The 16,983-nt window shown below is 39.8% G+C and carries 19 protein-coding genes, 1 rRNA gene, 1 pseudogene and 1 riboswitch; of the genes and pseudogenes, 6 read left to right on the top strand and 15 right to left on the bottom strand.

Annotation, left to right across the window (positions count from 1 at the left end; all coding sequences use genetic code 11):
* From M3182_RS17785 to M3182_RS17770, 4 genes are all read right to left on the bottom strand, one after another.
* Window positions 1-300: ribosomal RNA gene (locus tag M3182_RS17785) — 16S ribosomal RNA — on the bottom strand; the annotation flags it as partial.
* Window positions 301-947: 647 nt separating this feature from the next.
* Window positions 948-1,370, bottom strand: coding sequence for a DUF1801 domain-containing protein (locus M3182_RS17780; RefSeq protein ID WP_251437187.1), 423 nt, complete (start codon window positions 1,368-1,370; stop codon window positions 948-950).
* A gap of 309 nt (window positions 1,371-1,679) precedes the next feature.
* A complete protein-coding gene (locus M3182_RS17775) occupies window positions 1,680-2,198 on the bottom strand; it encodes an ankyrin repeat domain-containing protein (protein WP_251437185.1) in 519 nt (172 codons plus the stop codon).
* A gap of 127 nt (window positions 2,199-2,325) precedes the next feature.
* The gene (locus M3182_RS17770; protein WP_251437183.1) at window positions 2,326-3,564 is read right to left on the bottom strand and encodes a cytochrome P450; all 1,239 of its coding nucleotides are present in this window, start codon (window positions 3,562-3,564) and stop codon (window positions 2,326-2,328) included.
* A 251-nt stretch (window positions 3,565-3,815) separates the two neighbouring features.
* On the opposite strand from M3182_RS17770, the gene M3182_RS17765 reads away from it, so the two are divergent.
* Window positions 3,816-4,367 carry a PadR family transcriptional regulator gene (locus tag M3182_RS17765; RefSeq protein WP_251437175.1) on the top strand — a complete coding sequence of 184 codons (552 nt, stop codon included), beginning with the start codon at window positions 3,816-3,818 and terminating at the stop codon, window positions 4,365-4,367.
* A gap of 238 nt (window positions 4,368-4,605) precedes the next feature.
* On the top strand, window positions 4,606-5,004 hold the full coding sequence (locus tag M3182_RS17760) for a cytidine deaminase (protein WP_251437173.1): 399 nt from the start codon (window positions 4,606-4,608) through the stop codon (window positions 5,002-5,004).
* Between the two features lie 391 nt (window positions 5,005-5,395).
* On the opposite strand, the gene queE is transcribed toward M3182_RS17760, so the two are convergent.
* The 3 genes and pseudogenes from queE to queC all read right to left on the bottom strand — a co-directional run.
* The gene (gene queE, locus M3182_RS17755) at window positions 5,396-6,127 is read right to left on the bottom strand and encodes a 7-carboxy-7-deazaguanine synthase QueE (RefSeq protein ID WP_251437171.1); all 732 of its coding nucleotides are present in this window, start codon (window positions 6,125-6,127) and stop codon (window positions 5,396-5,398) included.
* Window positions 6,120-6,596, bottom strand: a complete 477-nt coding sequence (queD, locus tag M3182_RS17750) for a 6-carboxytetrahydropterin synthase QueD (RefSeq protein WP_251437169.1) — start codon at window positions 6,594-6,596, stop codon at window positions 6,120-6,122. Before queD ends, queE begins: the two co-directional genes overlap by 8 nt.
* Window positions 6,597-6,598: 2 nt before the next feature.
* Window positions 6,599-7,270, bottom strand: a pseudogene (gene queC / locus M3182_RS17745) (7-cyano-7-deazaguanine synthase QueC); the annotation flags it as partial.
* A 42-nt stretch (window positions 7,271-7,312) separates the two neighbouring features.
* Window positions 7,313-7,356: riboswitch (PreQ1 riboswitch) on the bottom strand.
* Between the two features lie 285 nt (window positions 7,357-7,641).
* Between queC and M3182_RS17740 the strand changes: the two are divergent.
* Window positions 7,642-8,211, top strand: coding sequence for a peroxiredoxin (locus M3182_RS17740; protein ID WP_251437192.1), 570 nt, complete (start codon window positions 7,642-7,644; stop codon window positions 8,209-8,211).
* Window positions 8,212-8,385: 174 nt separating this feature from the next.
* On the opposite strand, the gene fdhD is transcribed toward M3182_RS17740, so the two are convergent.
* From fdhD to M3182_RS17710, 6 genes are all read right to left on the bottom strand, one after another.
* Entirely contained in the window at window positions 8,386-9,189 is an 804-nt protein-coding gene (gene fdhD / locus M3182_RS17735) for a formate dehydrogenase accessory sulfurtransferase FdhD (protein WP_251559301.1), read from the bottom strand.
* Window positions 9,190-9,276: 87 nt separating this feature from the next.
* Window positions 9,277-9,423: a hypothetical protein gene (locus tag M3182_RS17730; RefSeq protein WP_251559299.1), complete on the bottom strand. Its 147-nt coding sequence runs from the start codon at window positions 9,421-9,423 to the stop codon at window positions 9,277-9,279.
* A gap of 20 nt (window positions 9,424-9,443) precedes the next feature.
* Window positions 9,444-9,656, bottom strand: coding sequence for a heavy-metal-associated domain-containing protein (locus tag M3182_RS17725; protein WP_251437156.1), 213 nt, complete (start codon window positions 9,654-9,656; stop codon window positions 9,444-9,446).
* A 15-nt stretch (window positions 9,657-9,671) separates the two neighbouring features.
* A complete protein-coding gene (locus tag M3182_RS17720; RefSeq protein WP_251437154.1) occupies window positions 9,672-10,172 on the bottom strand; it encodes a helical membrane plugin domain-containing protein in 501 nt (166 codons plus the stop codon).
* Window positions 10,147-13,128: a formate dehydrogenase subunit alpha gene (gene fdhF / locus M3182_RS17715; RefSeq protein ID WP_251559297.1), complete on the bottom strand. Its 2,982-nt coding sequence runs from the start codon at window positions 13,126-13,128 to the stop codon at window positions 10,147-10,149. Before fdhF ends, M3182_RS17720 begins: the two co-directional genes overlap by 26 nt.
* A gap of 3 nt (window positions 13,129-13,131) precedes the next feature.
* A complete protein-coding gene (locus tag M3182_RS17710) occupies window positions 13,132-13,965 on the bottom strand; it encodes a formate/nitrite transporter family protein (protein ID WP_251559295.1) in 834 nt (277 codons plus the stop codon).
* 150 nt (window positions 13,966-14,115) lie between these two features.
* Here M3182_RS17710 and M3182_RS17705 point away from each other — a divergent pair, with 150 nt between their 5' ends.
* Entirely contained in the window at window positions 14,116-14,334 is a 219-nt protein-coding gene (locus M3182_RS17705) for a hypothetical protein (protein WP_251437148.1), read from the top strand.
* Window positions 14,335-14,618: 284 nt separating this feature from the next.
* Window positions 14,619-14,963: a hypothetical protein gene (locus tag M3182_RS17700; protein ID WP_251559294.1), complete on the top strand. Its 345-nt coding sequence runs from the start codon at window positions 14,619-14,621 to the stop codon at window positions 14,961-14,963.
* A 527-nt stretch (window positions 14,964-15,490) separates the two neighbouring features.
* Here the strand turns inward: M3182_RS17700 and M3182_RS17695 are convergent.
* Complete coding sequence (locus M3182_RS17695; protein ID WP_251559292.1) at window positions 15,491-15,583, bottom strand: YjcZ family sporulation protein; 93 nt, start codon at window positions 15,581-15,583, stop codon at window positions 15,491-15,493.
* A 358-nt stretch (window positions 15,584-15,941) separates the two neighbouring features.
* Between M3182_RS17695 and M3182_RS17690 the strand changes: the two genes are divergently transcribed.
* A complete protein-coding gene (locus M3182_RS17690) occupies window positions 15,942-16,157 on the top strand; it encodes a hypothetical protein (RefSeq protein WP_251559290.1) in 216 nt (71 codons plus the stop codon).
* Between the two features lie 279 nt (window positions 16,158-16,436).
* Here the strand turns inward: M3182_RS17690 and M3182_RS17685 are convergent, their stop codons facing one another.
* Window positions 16,437-16,805: a hypothetical protein gene (locus M3182_RS17685; protein WP_251559288.1), complete on the bottom strand. Its 369-nt coding sequence runs from the start codon at window positions 16,803-16,805 to the stop codon at window positions 16,437-16,439.
* Window positions 16,806-16,983: the final 178 nt, after the last annotated feature.

The raw sequence follows: 16,983 nt of genomic DNA, 5'->3' as shown, positions 1-16,983 counted from the left end.
GTCGGCTACGCATCGTGGCCTTGGTGAGCCGTTACCTCACCAACTAGCTAATGCGCCGCGGGCCCATCTGTAAGTGACAGCCGAAACCGTCTTTCAGCATTTCCTCATGAGAGGAAATGAATTATCCGGTATTAGCCCCGGTTTCCCGGAGTTATCCCAGTCTTACAGGCAGGTTGCCCACGTGTTACTCACCCGTCCGCCGCTAACCTCAGGGAGCAAGCTCCCATTGGTTCGCTCGACTTGCATGTATTAGGCACGCCGCCAGCGTTCGTCCTGAGCCAGGATCAAACTCTCCAATAAAGTAAGAGTGATTAGCTCATAATAAAAAACGTTGGCTCATGTTTTTCCATATTATAATAGAAGAAACACGATAAATATTGTTTGTTGACGCTTGTTTGTTTAGTTTTCAAAGAGCAATTATTTTCATTGTCGTTTTCAGCGACAAGAAATATCTTATAACATCTCAACCAATTCGTCAATACTTTTTTGAAAAAGTTTTTTTGTAACGTTGGCATGAATGTCATTACCTTCAACCGCTTCCAAAGCAGCCAAATTAGAATAACATCTATCACTCTTTGATTGCAAGAGTTTTTTTAAATTAAAGTAGAATTTCTTTCTCCATATATGAAAACCGATACTTTGCCAGATTATTTTTCTTATGTCGCATACAACACCCCTTGTTAAGTTGATTGATAGAAAACATCCTTTTTGTCAAAAAAATAACGAGAACAAATCAAATGTTTATATAAAAATCATTTTTGCTTATAGGTGAAGATTTTAGATGTTTAGTTCTCAAGTGTACATCCATTTTTATTCAATACAAAGACTGCAAGTAAAGATGTCGAGGGAAAAATAGATGATAATATAGGAACAATAATAAACCGCTAAACGCATAACCTTAGCGGTTTGTTTCTTATTCCTACCCTTTTTAGTCTATCACTTTCTTTTTATGATTCAGGATATGTTCTTTTTAAGAATGCAACCGATTGAATAATTAATTCCTTCAACACCTCGATGTCGATATCCGCAATTTTGTTAACATAAACGCAAGCCTTCCCTGAAGTGTGCTTACCAAATCTTTTTAACCACTGTTCGCGATTAGGGTCCCCGGTAGCAAAATACAAACTGATTTTCGCTTTTCTTGGCGAAAAGCCGACTAAAGGGGCATCGCCTTCATGTCCGGAAGCATACTTATAATGATAAGAACCGAATCCGATAATACTTGGGCCCCACATCTTCGCTTCAAATCCTGTTGTTTCTGTAAAAATGTCCAATAACTGATAAGCATCTGCTCTTTTTTTGGGACTGTCCACACTTTCAATAAATTCAATTACACTATTATCAGTTTCTTTCGTTTTTAATTCGTACAATTTTTAACCCTCCTAGTGTTTTTTTCACTATTCGTTTAATCCAGCATCTCCCTTCCCGGTAGATTCCAATCTAATATGAATCTTTTTTTCTATAAAGGGATAGAACCTTGCAAGGAATCTTGTGAGGGAATTACATAGAATTTTTACATAAAAATAAATACATCTTCACTGCCTGGCACAAGCCCACATACGTTTAAAAGCTAGATAAGAGGAGGTTTAAAATTTGACTTAATTCGAACATCTGCCCAGCTCACAAATAGAAGCCCATTTGTACGATCCATGAAAACGAACATGTAAATCTAGACCTATTTATGATTGAACACTTTGACGTAATGTCTTCTCCACTTGCTTATGCCCTTGCTCGATTGTGAGATCCAATGCCGTTTTTCCATCTGGTCCTTTTTGTTCAACTTGAGCTCCATACTGAAGTAACCTATGGATAATTTCCGTATTATCATCGTGGTACGCAGCCGTATGTAAACAAGAATGTCCGTTGCTATCCATAATTGTAGTCTTTGCTCCGTGTTCAAGTAAAAGTTCAATCACCTCTAAATTTCGCTCACCAGCAATCGCCGCATGCAGTGCTGTATTTGACGGGATAAAACTTAATTTCGAATGCGACAAAGCGTTCACATCCGCCCCAAATTTTAATAATATTTTCACTGACTCGGTCTGGCCAAAATGCGCTGCATATCCTAAAAGCGTAAGTCCAACATCATTTTCTTGATTGGCTAGATCAGCATTTTCTGTTAGTAACTTACTTAGATAAGCTTGATCATTTATTTGAGCTGCTAAAAATACTTCTTTGACCACTTCATTTTCATTCATCACATTTCTCCTTCTTCCTGGAACAACATTTCTATCTTTATTCCACACAGAAATTAAAATATCCTCTTAAACACCAGACAACAAAAAAGAACACCAGTATAATCTGATGTTCCCTCTTCCTCACCTTTTACTTATATACTTTCATTGACAATGAGGTTAGCGACTGCCCCGTGGCAGAAGCAGTTAAATTTTGTTCTAATTCATATCCTTTAATCGGTTCAATGCGAGAAAACCTTTTTATAAACGTTTCCAGCGCAATGTTCATTTCCAATCGAGCAAGAGGAGCACCCAAACAGAAATGCGGACCACTTCCAAATGTCAAATGCTTTTTATTATTCTTCCGATGAATATCTATGGTGTAAGGATTCTCAAACATGTTTCCATCCAGATTACATGCACTCATCCAAGCAATTACTACATCGCCCTTTTTCAACGGAACACCTAGCAAATCATTGTCTTGTTTTACTGTTCGATCCCGTCTAGAAGAATGGAAACGATAACGTAGCATTTCTTCGACAGCGTTGGGCACCAATTCAAGATTATTTCTAAGTTCACCATAGACAGAAGGATCATCATAAAGCAATCCATAAAATGAATTGGCAAGCGCGTGGCTTGTTGTTTCAACACCCGCCCCTAAAAGCAACATCGTAACCTGTACAATTTCTTCATCGGTAAATCGGTCCCCATCCACTTCAGCGCGGATTAAATCGGAGATGATATCATCGGAAAGATTGGTCCGTTTTTGAACAACAATTGGGTATAGATATTGAAAATACTCTCTCGCCGCTTTTTCTTTTTCCATCTCAATCTCTGCTAATCTGCTTTTATCGTAAGGTTGGAAAAGAATATCTACCCATTTTTTAAACTGATAGCGGTCTTGAAGTGGCACGCCAAATAAATCAGCAATGACAAAACATGGTAGCGGTCCAGCTAATGCTTCCACAATATTAACAGGTTCATCCACCTGAATTTCTTCTACTAAATCGAATGCAATCTGTTGAATCCGAGGTTCCCAAGTCTTCAAACTACGCGGCGTAAAAGCAGCCGACAACAATGATCGACTTTTTCGATGACGAGGCGGATCCAAATTGGTCAGGTTCAATGGAGATTCTTCTTTATCCATACTATTTTTGTGATTATCGCCAACAAAAATCGCTGTTCTCGTACCTTCACTCGAAAAGTACTCATAATTGCTCAACACTTGTTTCACATGTTCGTATTTAAACACATTCCATGTATCTGTTGCTTCATGATAATACACCGGATGATTCTCTAACATATGTTTGTACCATTCAATCGGGAAAAATTCTTCTGCACGTGACTGGAAGTTGGTGATTTCATTAATTGGGATGATTTCTTTCGTCATAAACGATTTAGCCTCCTCCACCATTTTAAAACTACAGCGTTTACTTACTCTTTCACTTTACTCTAATCAGAGTAGTTTTTATAGAGTAATTAGTAATAGGTAGACTCCCGTACCAACTAGTGAAAGAAAAGTTTTGTAGGTATTTATTCACCCATATTCAACCGCTGTTTTTTTAAAGGGAAGGAAGACGCAAAGGGATTATGGTAAAATTTAAACATTTAAAGGATTGATGTTAGAAAGGAGAGCTTCACTTGTCTCTATCATTATTTATACTTGGGAGTTTAGCAGAAGAAACGAGTCATCCATATAAATTAAAGAAAACTTTACTCGATGCGCTACCCATTCAAAATATGAGCGAGGGAAAATTTTACTATAATTTCGAATCCCTTCAGAAAAAAGGACTGATTAAACCCGTCGAAACGGTTCATAAAGAAAATCGGCCCAACAAAACGTTGTACATAATCACTGAGGCAGGACGAAAATTTCTTGAGGAAGAAATCTACAGAAGTTTTAAAAAGGGGGCTAAAGTTGAAGATTTGTATATCTCCATTTATATGGTGAAATATATCAACCCAGAAAAAGCAGCTATTTTCCTCGAAGATGCAATCAAAAAAGAAAAACAGAATTGGACCCACTATCGAGAAGTGAAGCATAACGAAGAAATGCAAAAACAATTCGCAACCCTTGATGAAAAACAGCAAAGAGCCGTTGAATTTATTAGTGACCACGCCTTTAACCGAGCCGATGATAATATCCGTTGGTTGGAAAAACTATTAACATTTTTAAAAGAAATCGATAAGTAGTAAAAAGTTCACGTAATCGGAACTAGACGGTAAGTAGCTAAACTTTGTCTCAGTCCGTACTTTTTTAATAAGGCCGCATTTTCGCTGATTCAGGGTCCTTTTTCCTATCAATTGGAAGAATTAACAATTTCGTTGTTGACAAACAATTTGTAAAATTATACATTAGAAGTCCTGCCAACTATGTTGGCGTATAGGGGACTGTGAAAGGTTCATTCTTATTTTGAAAGGGATGGATACGATGAATAAAGAGCACTTAATGGAAAGTGCACGTCAGATGAAAGCAAATGCTTACGTGCCTTATTCAAAATTCCCAGTGGGAGTGGCATTATTATTAAAAGATGGTACTGTTATTAATGGCGTAAACGTAGAAAATGTTTCCCTAGGTGCAACCAACTGTGCCGAAAGAACCGCTATTTTTACCGCCGTTGCAAACGGTTACCGTAAAGGTGATTTCCAAGCAATTGCGGTTGCAGGTGACACGGTCGATTACCTTCCACCATGCAGCATTTGCAGACAAGTTTTAGCTGAATTCTGCTTACCTGACATGCCTGTTTATTTAACAAACGAAAAGCAAGAGATCTTAGAATTGTCCCTAAAAGAGTTATTGCCATATGCATTTACAGATTTAGATATGTAAATAGAAGTCTAATCCAACTACGTATTCGTACATAGTTGATTATCGAGTTAGTAATAAGAGTCTGATTTAAAGGAACTTCTTTAAATCAGACTCTTTTCTTGAACATTTACTTCCCCTTATTCACGGTTTTTCACTTTTTTCCTTTCCTCACGGGCACGTAGACTTCCTCTATTTTACCGTCCCTATATTTTACCTTTAACACGCGGGTACATAGATTTCAATCTTATCATTCCGTCCTGCCCCCCCCTCCATCGGGCACCAAGATCTCTCAGTGAAAACTCTACCTCAAAAAATTGCCTTCCAATTCTCGCCCCAATTGGATGCACCCAACAAACAAAAAAGCAATGACACCCAAACCAAGGACATCACTGCTCTTTTTTTCACCAATCTTTTAAACTCCCCGCTTATTTCCCCATACATACGTATGCAATTGCGGCAATACTTTCACATCATTCAACTCAGCATCCATTGTAACTTGGTCGATCAACCACTCGTATTTACCAATCAAGTCGGACACTAATTTCGCATTATCTAAATTTCCCATATCCTCATTTCCAACCTGAAGATAAAACGGTACACCAGGATATCGCCGATAGACATCTTTCGCATATTCTAAATCGCGGTCATCAAACACCACAATTTTCAAACTGAACTGATGGTGAGGGTTCTCAGCTTGTTTCAAACGTTGAACGATCCCATCTAAAACCTCAAAATCCGTCGTCATCTTTGAACTCGGTGGTTTCGGCGACAAGGTGAGTTCATCAATTTCATAAAACCAATCTTGCCACTTGCTCCCTTGCGTCTCAAGGCCAATTTTCATTCCGTTCTCTTTTAGCAATTTAATCAGCTCATCTAAATTTTTCAACAGCGCCGGGTTCCCACCAGAAATCGTTACAAACGAGAACCGGTCTCCACCAACGTTTTTCAACTCTTGCCAAATCTCTTCCGCTTTCATCTGTTTCACCAAATGCTTGCCGCTGCCATCCCAAGTAAATGCAGAATCGCACCATGCACAAGAATAGTCACAGCCAGCAGTTCGGACAAACATCGTCTTCTGACCAATGACCATTCCTTCTCCTTGAATCGTTGGACCAAAGATTTCAATAACCGGGAGTTTACTCATGAACCATCCACTCCCTTCTCGCTTCCGCAAAACTTGTTGGTGTTTCATATAAGCGCACAAATTCCACTCGCGCTCCTTGAGTTTTTCTTGCTTCGGACTGCAACGCTGCTTCCATTTTTTCAAAGATCCAAACAACCATGTTTTCAGCAGTCGTGTTCATTGCTGGTAGCGTTTCATTTAAATATTTATGATCAAGGAAAATTTCAATCTCATTTTTCCAAATGGACTTAATATCACCAAAGTCAATCATTAAGCCACGCTCATCCACATAGCCACTAATCCCAAAAATAACTTTATAGGTGTGTCCGTGTAGATTTTTGCATTTTCCTTCATAGTCATGCAAATGATGAGCCGCATCAAACGTAAATTCCTTGCTGACCATCACGCGTTTATGATGGTATTTTAGTTGGTCACGCTGAATGTCCTCACCGATTTTCTGAAGCTTTTCCACAATCCGGAATCCGTACATGGTTACAGCCCCTTTCGCTCGTTCAAGTATTCATCAAGACCATTTTTACGTAACTTGCATGCCGGGCATTCGCCGCAACCGTCAGCAATTACACCATTATAGCAAGTGAGTGTTTTTTCACGAACAAACTCAAACGCTCCGAGTTCATCAGCTAGTTTCCAAGTTTCCGCTTTATTCAACCACATCAGCGGTGTATGAATGACAAATGGCTGATTCATTGATAGATTTAACGTGACATTCAGCGATTTAATAAACACATCGCGACAATCCGGATAGCCGCTAAAATCAGTTTCACACACCCCGGTGACAATATGCTTTGCCCCAATTTGGCTGGCTAACACACCCGCAAACGATAAAAATAAAAGATTGCGACCCGGAACAAACGTTGAAGGCAGTTCTCCATTCTCTCCGTCTTTCACTTCGATATCCTGACGAGTTAAAGCATTCGGAGCTAACTGATTTAATAGACTCATATCAAGGATATGATGCGGAATCCCTAGTTCTGCTATAATGTTTTTCGCACACTCAATCTCCGTTTTATGCCGTTGATTATAATCAAACGTCACCGCAGTAACTTCTGCAAATTGTTCCATCGCCCAAAAAAGACAAGTTGTGCTATCCTGTCCTCCGCTAAATACAACGATCGCTTTTTCATTTTTCATGTTGTCATTTCTCTCCTTTAAAAAGAAAACAGGACCACTAAGAAAGCAGTCCTGTTTTCCTTAGTTTTTTTAAGAGGGTAGCTAAGAACCTCTCCCGTTTCCCAAAAACGGATTATTTAATTGCAAACAAATCATATCATATTTTCAGCTTATCAGGGGAGATTTTTTCCACACCATCCAAATCCCTCTCCAATCATCCTTTATTTTAGGCTCTTTCCCAAATCCCAATCAACACTTTTAGGCATATAGTAACAGGGAGGAACGCATTTCCAGCAGCCCCAACTCCCCCATAAGAGCGGGACATCAATAATAGGCAATAATCGATTGTGAGGAGGATTGAATTGAACCAGAAACCAACAGCGGCACAAATTGCTGCTCATTCTATGCCCTTCATGGCAACAAGAGGGGACATTGCCCCAACCTTTTCAGCGGAAGCTTATGTTAATAATCAAATAAAAACGCTCAAATTAGAAGATTTTCTAGGAAAATGGACGGTTCTCTTTTTCTATTCCAGCGATTTTACTTTTGTTTGACCGACAGAATTGGCAGCAGTTGCTGCTCTTTACCCTCAGTTCAAACAACTAAATGCAGAAGTTTTAGCAATCAGTACAGATAGCGTCTACGCGCATAAAGTTTTTAAGGATATTTCCCCTTCTGTCCGGAACGTGCAATATCCATTAGTAAGTGACCGAAATCAACAAATTAGCCGTGCTTACCGTGTTTTTGACGAAACCGCTGGTGTAGCTTTGCGAGGAACTGTCATCATAGATCCTGAAGGAATCATTATTGCAAAACTCATTTATCCACGTGAAGTCGGCAGAAACACACATGAAATTTTGCGACTCCTCCAAGCCATCCAATATGGAAGGCAAACCGGATTAGGTGTACCAGCCAATTGGGTTCCAGGAATGACAGGAATCCAAAGGCGAACAGAAGACATTGGCAGAATTTAATTGCGAACAGTTACCTTTACACGTGCTGGTCATTTTTATAACCAGCACTTCCTTTTATGGACACCACTTCTGCAAAAAAAATCCAGGTGCCAGGCACCATCCATTTTTTTGGATGGTGCCTGGCACCTGGAAGATACTTGGAAAATACTTAGGAAAGGGATTGCATCTCCACTTTTAGAGGTTGGAGGCGTTTAAGATTCGATCTGGACAGGTGTAGACATTTAATGATTCATTGCGAATGAACCCAATGGTGGTAATTCCTAGTTCTTCGGCTAGTTCGAGTGCGAGTTCGGTTGGCGCTGATTTTGACAAAACAATTTCGCAGCCGATTTTAGCAACTTTCAAGAGAATCTCAGAAGAAATTCGGCCGCTAAACACAATGATTTTATCGCGAATCGAAAGCTGATTTTTCAAGCAATAACCATAAATTTTATCTAAAGCATTATGGCGGCCAATGTCCATTCTTGACAAAATCATTCCGTTGACATCACAGAGCGCGGCATTATGTACGCCGCCGGTCTGATGAAAAACCGTTGCTGCTTGTTGCATATCATTCATCAACCGAAACGAATCGTCTACAGAAAGCTTTACCTGAATGCCATCAATTTTCTTAGCAGTAAGCGCATCGCTGGCAAACACAAACCCCTGTCGATTCATTCCGCAGCAGGACGTTATATAGCGTTTACTTTGGATGTTTTGGTACAACGGATTCATTTTATTTGTTTTCACATGAACAAAGCCTTCTTTTTCCTGTACCCATATCTCTTGGATATCTTCAAACTTGCGAATAACACCTTCAGATGCTAGAAAACCAACCACCAAATCTTCAATGTATTCCGGTGTACATACCATTGTCACCAGTTCTTTTTCATTTAATTTTACAGTAACAGGATATTCAGTTACGATGTGATCCTCGGTCTCTTCGGCGCTCCCATTGCAAAATCGCAAGGTCCTCCGTTTTACCTCAATTGGTTTCACACCCATCTCTCCTTCAAACTAAAGAAGTGGCAGGAAGAAGAGCATAGCATTTTCAAAACAAAGCTTGATGCTCCTTCTCCCTTCCGTTTATTCAACAGAATTAAACGGATGAAAATGTCGGTCTTGTTGACAATTGTCACATACGTGAAGCAACCCCGTTTCCATCCTTATCTCGTCTTTTTCACTTTCATTCCATTCTTCTTGTAATCCACATACTTCACAAACCTTCATCATCCCACCTCTTTCAAACAATCTTATTGTTTAATCACGTTATAACCACAATCCCGGACTGCTTGTTCAAAATCCTGAAGTGAGGCAGCTTTTTCATCAAAGCTGAACAGAGCTTCCTGCGAGTGAACATTAACCTCCGCCTCGCGAACTCCCCACACTTCATTTAAGGCATGTAGCACCTTGTCTGCATCCTCTTGACTTCGCATGCCATCCAGCTTCATCATTCCTTTTTCCATTCTGCCACCTCCTTTCTAATGAACACCCTGTTGCGGGTCTTGGTTAAACGCTTCGCCCATTCCATGTAAAAATTCCATCATCGTCGACAATGACGCTTTAACATCTGGATCACGAAGACTTGTTCCGAGCTTCCACAAACTTTGATTTTCGCCATTTTTGACCACTTCCGCTGAACGTTCAAATCCTTGAGTAACTCCATTTAAAATCGATTGCAACTGTTCCGGATTAATGGAACCAATAAACTTTAGTGCGTTCATCCCATTCTTAATCGTATTATGCATGTTCGGTTGATTCAGCTGTTGAATCGCAATCGCTCCAATGTCCGTACGCTGCTCAAGCATTGCTTTTGCTGCATCTAAAACACCCATTTCATTAAGCCCTTTAATGATGTCTATTGTGGTAATCAGCGCATCTTTGTTTGCGGTTACTGCATTCATCAATTCGGTCACCGCTTGCATTTGTTCCTCAACAGGATTTGGAGTAGACTTGTTAATTTGCCTGATTGCCTTCGCCATATTCATCACCTTCCACATCAAACAATTCTGGTATTGGAGTAAAATCAGGTCGAGCCCATTTTTCCTCGACTTTTACGCTAAGCTGAGGAATCCGGTTTCCAAATCGGTAATTTACCTTTGGTAGTGGAGACTCACCTTTTTCTTCAAGAATCTCCATTTTGACACCCATTTCTTTGTAATTTGGCGTATGAGTGATTTTGTCGTGATAACTACTTGTCAAACGGTTTACAGCTTCATATTGATCACTGCTGTTCATCGTTAAGTAAATTTCATTCCCCTTTACACGATCCGTGACAATGACGCGCACTTTCACTTGACCATACGGAGAGGTTAAGCGTACCAACGAACCGTCTTCAAGTCCACGTTCTTTTGCCAACTCTTCTGAGACATCCAACCATGGATGTGGTACCTTATGCGTCAATCCTTCTGAACGATATGTCATATTTCCTTCATGGAAATGCTCAAGCAATCGACCATTGTTTAAATGCAAGTCGTACTCTTCTCCAGCCTCAAATGGTGGGGTCCAATCAACAGGATACAGACGAGCTTTGCCATCTGGGAAAAAGAAGCGATTGGTATATAAAAGCGGTGTATCTGTACCATCTTTATCCACAGGCCAGAGCAAGCTTTCCCAGTTTTCTAAGCGCTCGTAACTGACCCCTGCAAACACTGGAGCTAATGAGGCCGCTTCATCCATGATTTCACTTGGATGCTTGTAGTTCCAGTTCGCCCCTAAGTGATTCGCAAGCTCTTGGAAAATCATCCAATCTGGTTTTGAGTCCCCTAGTGGCTCAAGCACTTTGTAAAAGCGTTGAATCCGTCTCTCTGTATTGACAAACGTTCCGTCTTTTTCAAGGCTTGGTGCCGCAGGTAAAACAACATCCGCATATTGAGCCGTTCGTGAGAAAAAGACATCCTGAACGACAAAGAATTCAAGCTTTTCAAAGGCCGCTTCAACGTGGTTGGAGTTAGAATCAACAATTGCCATATCTTCTCCGAATAGATATAAAGCTTTTAATTTGCCATTATCGATTCCCTCAACCATTTGATGGTTATTCAAACCTGGCTTCTCTGGCAATGAAACGCCCCAGGCTTGTTCGTAACGTTCGCGAACTTGCTTATTTTGTACAGGCTCGTATCCCGGATACCAAGCAGGCATCGTTCCAAAATCACAAGCTCCTTGGACATTGTTGTGCCCACGTAATGGATAAGCTCCTGTACCAGGGCGTCCATAGTTTCCTGTGACAAGTAAAAGGTTTGAGATTGCGGTACTTCCATCGGTTCCACCTAAATGCTGGGTAATTCCCATAGCCCATAAAATACAAACCGATTTGGCTTCATGAATCATTTCTGCTAGTTGAATCAGCTCCGCACGGGTTAAACCTGTAATCTCTTCCGCGTACTCAAGTGTATATTTTTCAAGTGATTCTCTATATTTTCCGACATCATTTACACGTTTTTGTAAAAACTCCGTATCTTCCCAGCCTTGATCGAATATGTACTTGGTTACAGCATTTAACCATACTAAATCAGTACTTGGCTTAGGATGAACATGGAGGTTTGCTCGCTCAGCTAATTCATGTTTACGAATATCCGAAACAATTAATTTTTGACCATGAAGTTTATGCGCTCGCTTAATACGTGTTGCTAACACAGGATGTGATTCTGCTGGATTCGCGCCAATCACAATCACTAACTCCGACTGTTCAATATCACGCATTGATCCTGAGTCTGCTCCAATCCCGACCGTGCGCATTAAGCCAGATGAAGCGGGAGACTGACAATAGCGGGAACAGTTATCAATGTTGTTCGTCCCCATGATGGCTCGAGCAAACTTTTGGAAGATAAAGTTTTCTTCATTGGAACATTTTGAAGACGCAATATAGCCGATTGAATCAGGGCCATGTTCTTCTTTTATCCCACCGAGCTTCTCAGCAATCAAACCAAGCGCTTCATCCCAGGTTGCCTCAACAAATTCATCGTTACGGCGAATCAACGGTTTTGTTAACCGTTCTTCACTGTTAACAAAATCCCAGCCCCATTTTCCTTTCACACAAGTAGAAATTCCGTTAACTGGGGCATCCTCTGTTGGTTCAATTTTCAAGATTTCGCGGTCCTTCGTCCACACTTCAAAGCTACATCCAACGCCACAATACGTACAAACCGTTTTGGTGCGCTTGATACGCGATTTTCTCATCGCGGCTTCCACTTCTGAAATCGCAAATATTTCTTTGTAGCCCGGCTCCACTTCTTTCGTTAAATCAATCATCGGCTCAAGAACTTTTGGTGGAATCGATGTTAAGAATCCTGCTTCACCAAGCATGGATTTCTCCATTAACGCATTACATGGACAAACCGTTACACAATGACCGCATGAAACACAGGAAGACTGATCAATTGGTACATCATTGTCCCAAATGACACGAGGCGCTTCGCGTTTCCAATCAATCGTTAATGTTTCATTTACTTGCAAGTCCTGACATGCTTCCACACACCGACCGCATAAAATACACTGATCCGGTTCATAGCGGTAAAAAGGATGTGAGTTATCCGGTGGATAAGGCTTTGCCACAAATTCATATTTTTGATGTTCGATCTCTAAATGCTCGGCCGTATTATGAACCACACAGTTGCCGTTATTGTTATCGCACACGGTACAATACAGTTCATGATTTTTTAAAATCCGCGACATTGCTTCATATTGCGCATCTTTCACCGGTCGAGAAAGTGTATCCACTTTCATATCAGGTTCAGCTTTAGTTGTACAAGCTCTTACCATTTTACCGCCCACATTTACAAAGCACGTATCACATGTTTGGATTGAACCTAGATTCGGATGATAACAAATACTCGGAATAAAGTAATCTTGTGACTGAGCAACATCGAGAATCGTTTGCCCTGATTTTGCATCGTATTCTTTATCATTGATTTTAATCGAAAAAGTAGATTTCTCCATTTTCTACCTCCTCATTTTTTGTCTATTTTTTATTTCTAGCAGATTGCTGCCTTCTGCCGCCACAGGTTCGGCGTTGCCGATATACGCCACATAATAAGCAAAGGCGACAAATAAACCGCCACCGATCACATTCCCAAGAAAGACGGCAATGAAGTTTCCTAAATAATCAATCCAACTAAAATACCCAGCAAATATCGCAGCAGGAATCAAAAACATATTCGCTACAACGTGTTGAAAACCAATGGCCACAAAACCCATAATGGGAAACCAAATCGCAAGGATTTTCCCACCGATATCATCCGCGCCATAAGATAACCACACTGCAAGACCAACCATCCAGTTGCAACCAATTCCAGAGATGAGACTCGCCCAAAAGCCTTGTGCCAACTTTCCTTCAGCCATTGTCACCGTGCTGGCTAAATAAGGATATGTTTCTGTTAAGCCGATCACATGTCCAAAAAGAAAAGCAACAAAAATGCTTCCTAAAAAATTGCTAATCGTAATCCAAAACCAGTTTTTCAACAGCTTTTGTACGGTTATTTTCCTTGAAACCCAAGCGATAGTAACCGCCATCATATTTCCAGTTAGGAGTTCGCCTCCAGCGATTATCAATAAAATAAGACCCACAGGGAACACGGCCGCCCCTAAAAAAGTGTTAAACGTGCCCCATTCAGGAGGCAATCCTGCGACAATTCGGATATCCAGCAAAAATCCCATTGCAATAAAAGCACCACCTAAGAAACCGAGGACAAGCATCGTCACTAGTGGCAACGAAGCCTTACGTGCCCCTGCGTCAACCGCTAATTCGGCAATTCGTTGTGGTTGATGAAACCCCATTTTTTCTCCCTCCTTTGCTCTTGATGTTTTTAGAATTGCTTAAACCTATAAGAATCATGCATAAGACAATATTTTAAGAGAAGAAAGGTGTGTAACTGGAAGAGATGGGAAATGATAAGTAAGAGGAAAAACGAAGGAGGATACGTTTTTATGGACAAGGAAAAAATCTATCAACATGTTGAATCCATGATAACTTCATCTACAAAAAACCCAAAATATATGTCGGTCTCACCTGTCAAAATGGCTGATCTCTATGGAGCCGATCCAGCAGAAATCGAAAAAAACATCAACGAACTCGTCCAAGAAGGCCGCCTAGTCAAAACCAACCTACCCGAAATACCAAACTATGAAGTTTACATGCTCCCATAAAAAAGAGAAAAAGGAATAAGGTACCAATTTCTGGATGGTGCCTGGCACCTTACAAAATATGGATGGTGCCTGGCACCTGGAAATTTCACCCTGAAGACAAATATTTGACTATATACAAGGAAAGATCTAAAGACATCTCTACTCTTTTAATTCTATGTTCCTCCCCATTTTTTCCCTTTCTAAACAGTTTGTCTATACACTCGTAAGACAAGACTCATACGCTATTGTTGTATATGGTTTACAAACTGCTATCTTCTTGGCAGCAGAAAGGGGGAAAACAAGAGATGTCTAGTAAAGAAAAAGTGAATTCATTGGTAAAAACTCTGTCTGAGCAGGTACAAGCACAGGAGGACTATCTTAGAATGATGCAAAAACAATTGCAGCAACAACAAGAGAGCTTTAATCAGCTCCTCCAAAAAAGCACAGCGCAAGAATCACTATTAAGGAAGCTACTTGAACAAGTTGGAAACTTTAATCCAGCAGTAGTTGATTCGTTACCAGCAAATATGCCAGCCGCTCAAGCTCGAGATCCATTTTCAGATATCGTAAAAAGACTAGAACTTCAAAAGCTATTGAAAATCGCGATGTATGTTTCCGATCTATATACCGATGATGATGAAAGCAAATAAAGCTAGACCAATGATCTACCACAAACCCATCATTTATCCATCTATCTAAACCACCTTGTTTTTCCCATTAACATAAGGGAAAACACCAAAAAACACTGTTGATGATAACCCACAACAGTGTTTTTCCTTTCTAGCGCTTTTTCCAACTCCCCGATATTTAAAGGCAGAAGAACGGTTATCCATTTATTTTATTTCTCCCGATTATTGTTATTCTGTCCCCTTCTCCCCGCTCGTTATCAACGTTGCTCCCCCACTTTTCAATATCCTAAAACATAAGGATTATCACTCATGTATAATATCCCCATATAAATACTACTCTTCCTAATTACCGTCTTAAGGAGACCCAATCTAAAATTCCGCTAGAAAACAGTTTTTTTAAGTTTAGATAAGATTCACTGAAAAAAATTAGGTTTTAAAAAAAATAGCGTGAATTCTAATCTAAATAGAACCCACGCTTAAATCTGAAATACTTTTTAAGATTTCTTCATCCTGCGCGCCTCGTTGACAAAAAGCACTCTGCTGGATCCTTAAGCAGCATAGCTAGATCCAACAATAATTAGGAGAATAAACAAAACAACAATTAATACAAAACCGTTGCTGCCTCCACCATATCCTGACATATGCTTTCCCTCCTTTACTTTAGCTTCTCTATACTCTATTCAACCGAGAGCTCCCTGACTGGACAAGCAACTTAGATAAATGCGGATTTTGCTGGAAGATGATAAATCAATAAAAGTTACACAAACGTACAAGGTACCATCCAAATGAAACCATTCCACCACTCGAACGTATTTAAAGGTAAGTGAATTAGGGGGAAGTTTTATATGAACTAATGTGAATCCTACAACTCCTGCAAAACAGGGGTGTTATAGCGGTTATAAATTTTTTCTTAAAAGTAGTAATTTGGGGAGGAAATAAGCGGATATACCCTCTTGGTTCTGAATTATCGATTTACTATTTTATGGGGGGCATATGGAGATGAAAGAGAAATTTTATATATCGCTGGCAATCCTATCTATCATTGTTTTGTTCTTACATAAATTCGGGCCATTAGAAGGTCAAGCAAGCTTCATAGGGTGGCTCTTATTCACTACCCTTTGTATCGCAATACCGTTTGAGAAAAGACATTCAAAACTACAGTTGTTATTCGTTGGAAGTTTTTACCTTGTGTATGGCATTGGCATTTACTTGTAAGCTTTTTCGTAAAATTGTTGTTAAAATCCTAAACCCGATTTTAACGCAATAATAGCCAATTATAAGTTTAAATTAAGTTTGCACCCTTTTCTCATAAATGGAGCTTATAACCTAGCTCATTAAGTAGTATTTTTTTGCTTAAAAGCCAGAGAGTTTGAGAATAGAGCGATTTATAAAAGTTCATAGCGCGCTAGTGTCAACGCTAAAAAAGCGACGATTCAATAGATCAGTCGCTTTTCTCAATTCTATAAATAATGACCAAGCTATGGCAAGGTACCGTTACCTTTTCCGCAGATACTTTTCATTGATAATGAGAACCTTCCCGTTCTCGGAAATATCGTATTTCCGATTATTGAACCGGTACTTTTTATATAAAATATGCCCGATGATGTAGATCGGCAAAATCATAAACAGCAGAACAAAGATTTGCAGAAGCCAGTTAAATTCATTTCCAAAAATATAGATTGTTGTTACCCTGTGAACAATAAAAGCGGTCATCAGGACGATGATGACATTACAAATATGAAAAGCAACAACCTCTTTATCTTCCCGAAACATTCGTTCTAGTTCATATTTGAAATGTAACGTAACAAGAACGGATATCACAATGACAATAAGGGAAAACAAATATGTAAAAACCGTATACATTTTTCCTATCCCCCGCTCAAATCTAATCGACTATTCCATACCAAATGGTACCAAAACAAAGGATATGATAACCCTATCCAAAAATAGACCCTTGAACAACACCATCACTAGACAGCAGTCAACAAACCTACTCATTCATTAGCCAGAACAACTGTAAACGGCCAATCAATTGATCCAC

The sequence above is a fragment of the Mesobacillus maritimus genome (assembly GCF_023715205.1).
GTDB classification, from domain to species: Bacteria; Bacillota; Bacilli; order Bacillales; family Cytobacillaceae; genus Mesobacillus_B; species Mesobacillus_B maritimus_C.
The sequence above is the reverse complement of the archived record's forward strand: the minus strand, read 5'-3'. Positions and strand labels throughout refer to the sequence as shown.

Excerpts from the sequence above, each read along its gene's own strand:
- queE (WP_251437171.1), bottom strand. The coding sequence starts at position 6,127 with ATGAGTAAACTCCCGGTTATTGAAATCTTTGGTCCAACGATTCAAGGA.
- M3182_RS17705 (WP_251437148.1), top strand. The coding sequence starts at position 14,116 with ATGGACAAGGAAAAAATCTATCAACATGTTGAATCCATGATAACTTCA.
- M3182_RS17720 (WP_251437154.1), bottom strand. The coding sequence starts at position 10,172 with ATGGCGAAGGCAATCAGGCAAATTAACAAGTCTACTCCAAATCCTGTT.
- M3182_RS17760 (WP_251437173.1), top strand. The coding sequence starts at position 4,606 with ATGAATAAAGAGCACTTAATGGAAAGTGCACGTCAGATGAAAGCAAAT.
- M3182_RS17725 (WP_251437156.1), bottom strand. The coding sequence starts at position 9,656 with ATGGAAAAAGGAATGATGAAGCTGGATGGCATGCGAAGTCAAGAGGAT.
- M3182_RS17775 (WP_251437185.1), bottom strand. The coding sequence starts at position 2,198 with ATGAATGAAAATGAAGTGGTCAAAGAAGTATTTTTAGCAGCTCAAATA.
- M3182_RS17710 (WP_251559295.1), bottom strand. The coding sequence starts at position 13,965 with ATGGGGTTTCATCAACCACAACGAATTGCCGAATTAGCGGTTGACGCA.
- M3182_RS17730 (WP_251559299.1), bottom strand. The coding sequence starts at position 9,423 with ATGATGAAGGTTTGTGAAGTATGTGGATTACAAGAAGAATGGAATGAA.
- M3182_RS17695 (WP_251559292.1), bottom strand. The coding sequence starts at position 15,583 with ATGTCAGGATATGGTGGAGGCAGCAACGGTTTTGTATTAATTGTTGTT.
- queD (WP_251437169.1), bottom strand. The coding sequence starts at position 6,596 with ATGTACGGATTCCGGATTGTGGAAAAGCTTCAGAAAATCGGTGAGGAC.
- fdhF (WP_251559297.1), bottom strand. The coding sequence starts at position 13,128 with ATGGAGAAATCTACTTTTTCGATTAAAATCAATGATAAAGAATACGAT.
- M3182_RS17700 (WP_251559294.1), top strand. The coding sequence starts at position 14,619 with ATGTCTAGTAAAGAAAAAGTGAATTCATTGGTAAAAACTCTGTCTGAG.
- M3182_RS17770 (WP_251437183.1), bottom strand. The coding sequence starts at position 3,564 with ATGACGAAAGAAATCATCCCAATTAATGAAATCACCAACTTCCAGTCA.
- M3182_RS17685 (WP_251559288.1), bottom strand. The coding sequence starts at position 16,805 with ATGTATACGGTTTTTACATATTTGTTTTCCCTTATTGTCATTGTGATA.
- M3182_RS17690 (WP_251559290.1), top strand. The coding sequence starts at position 15,942 with ATGAAAGAGAAATTTTATATATCGCTGGCAATCCTATCTATCATTGTT.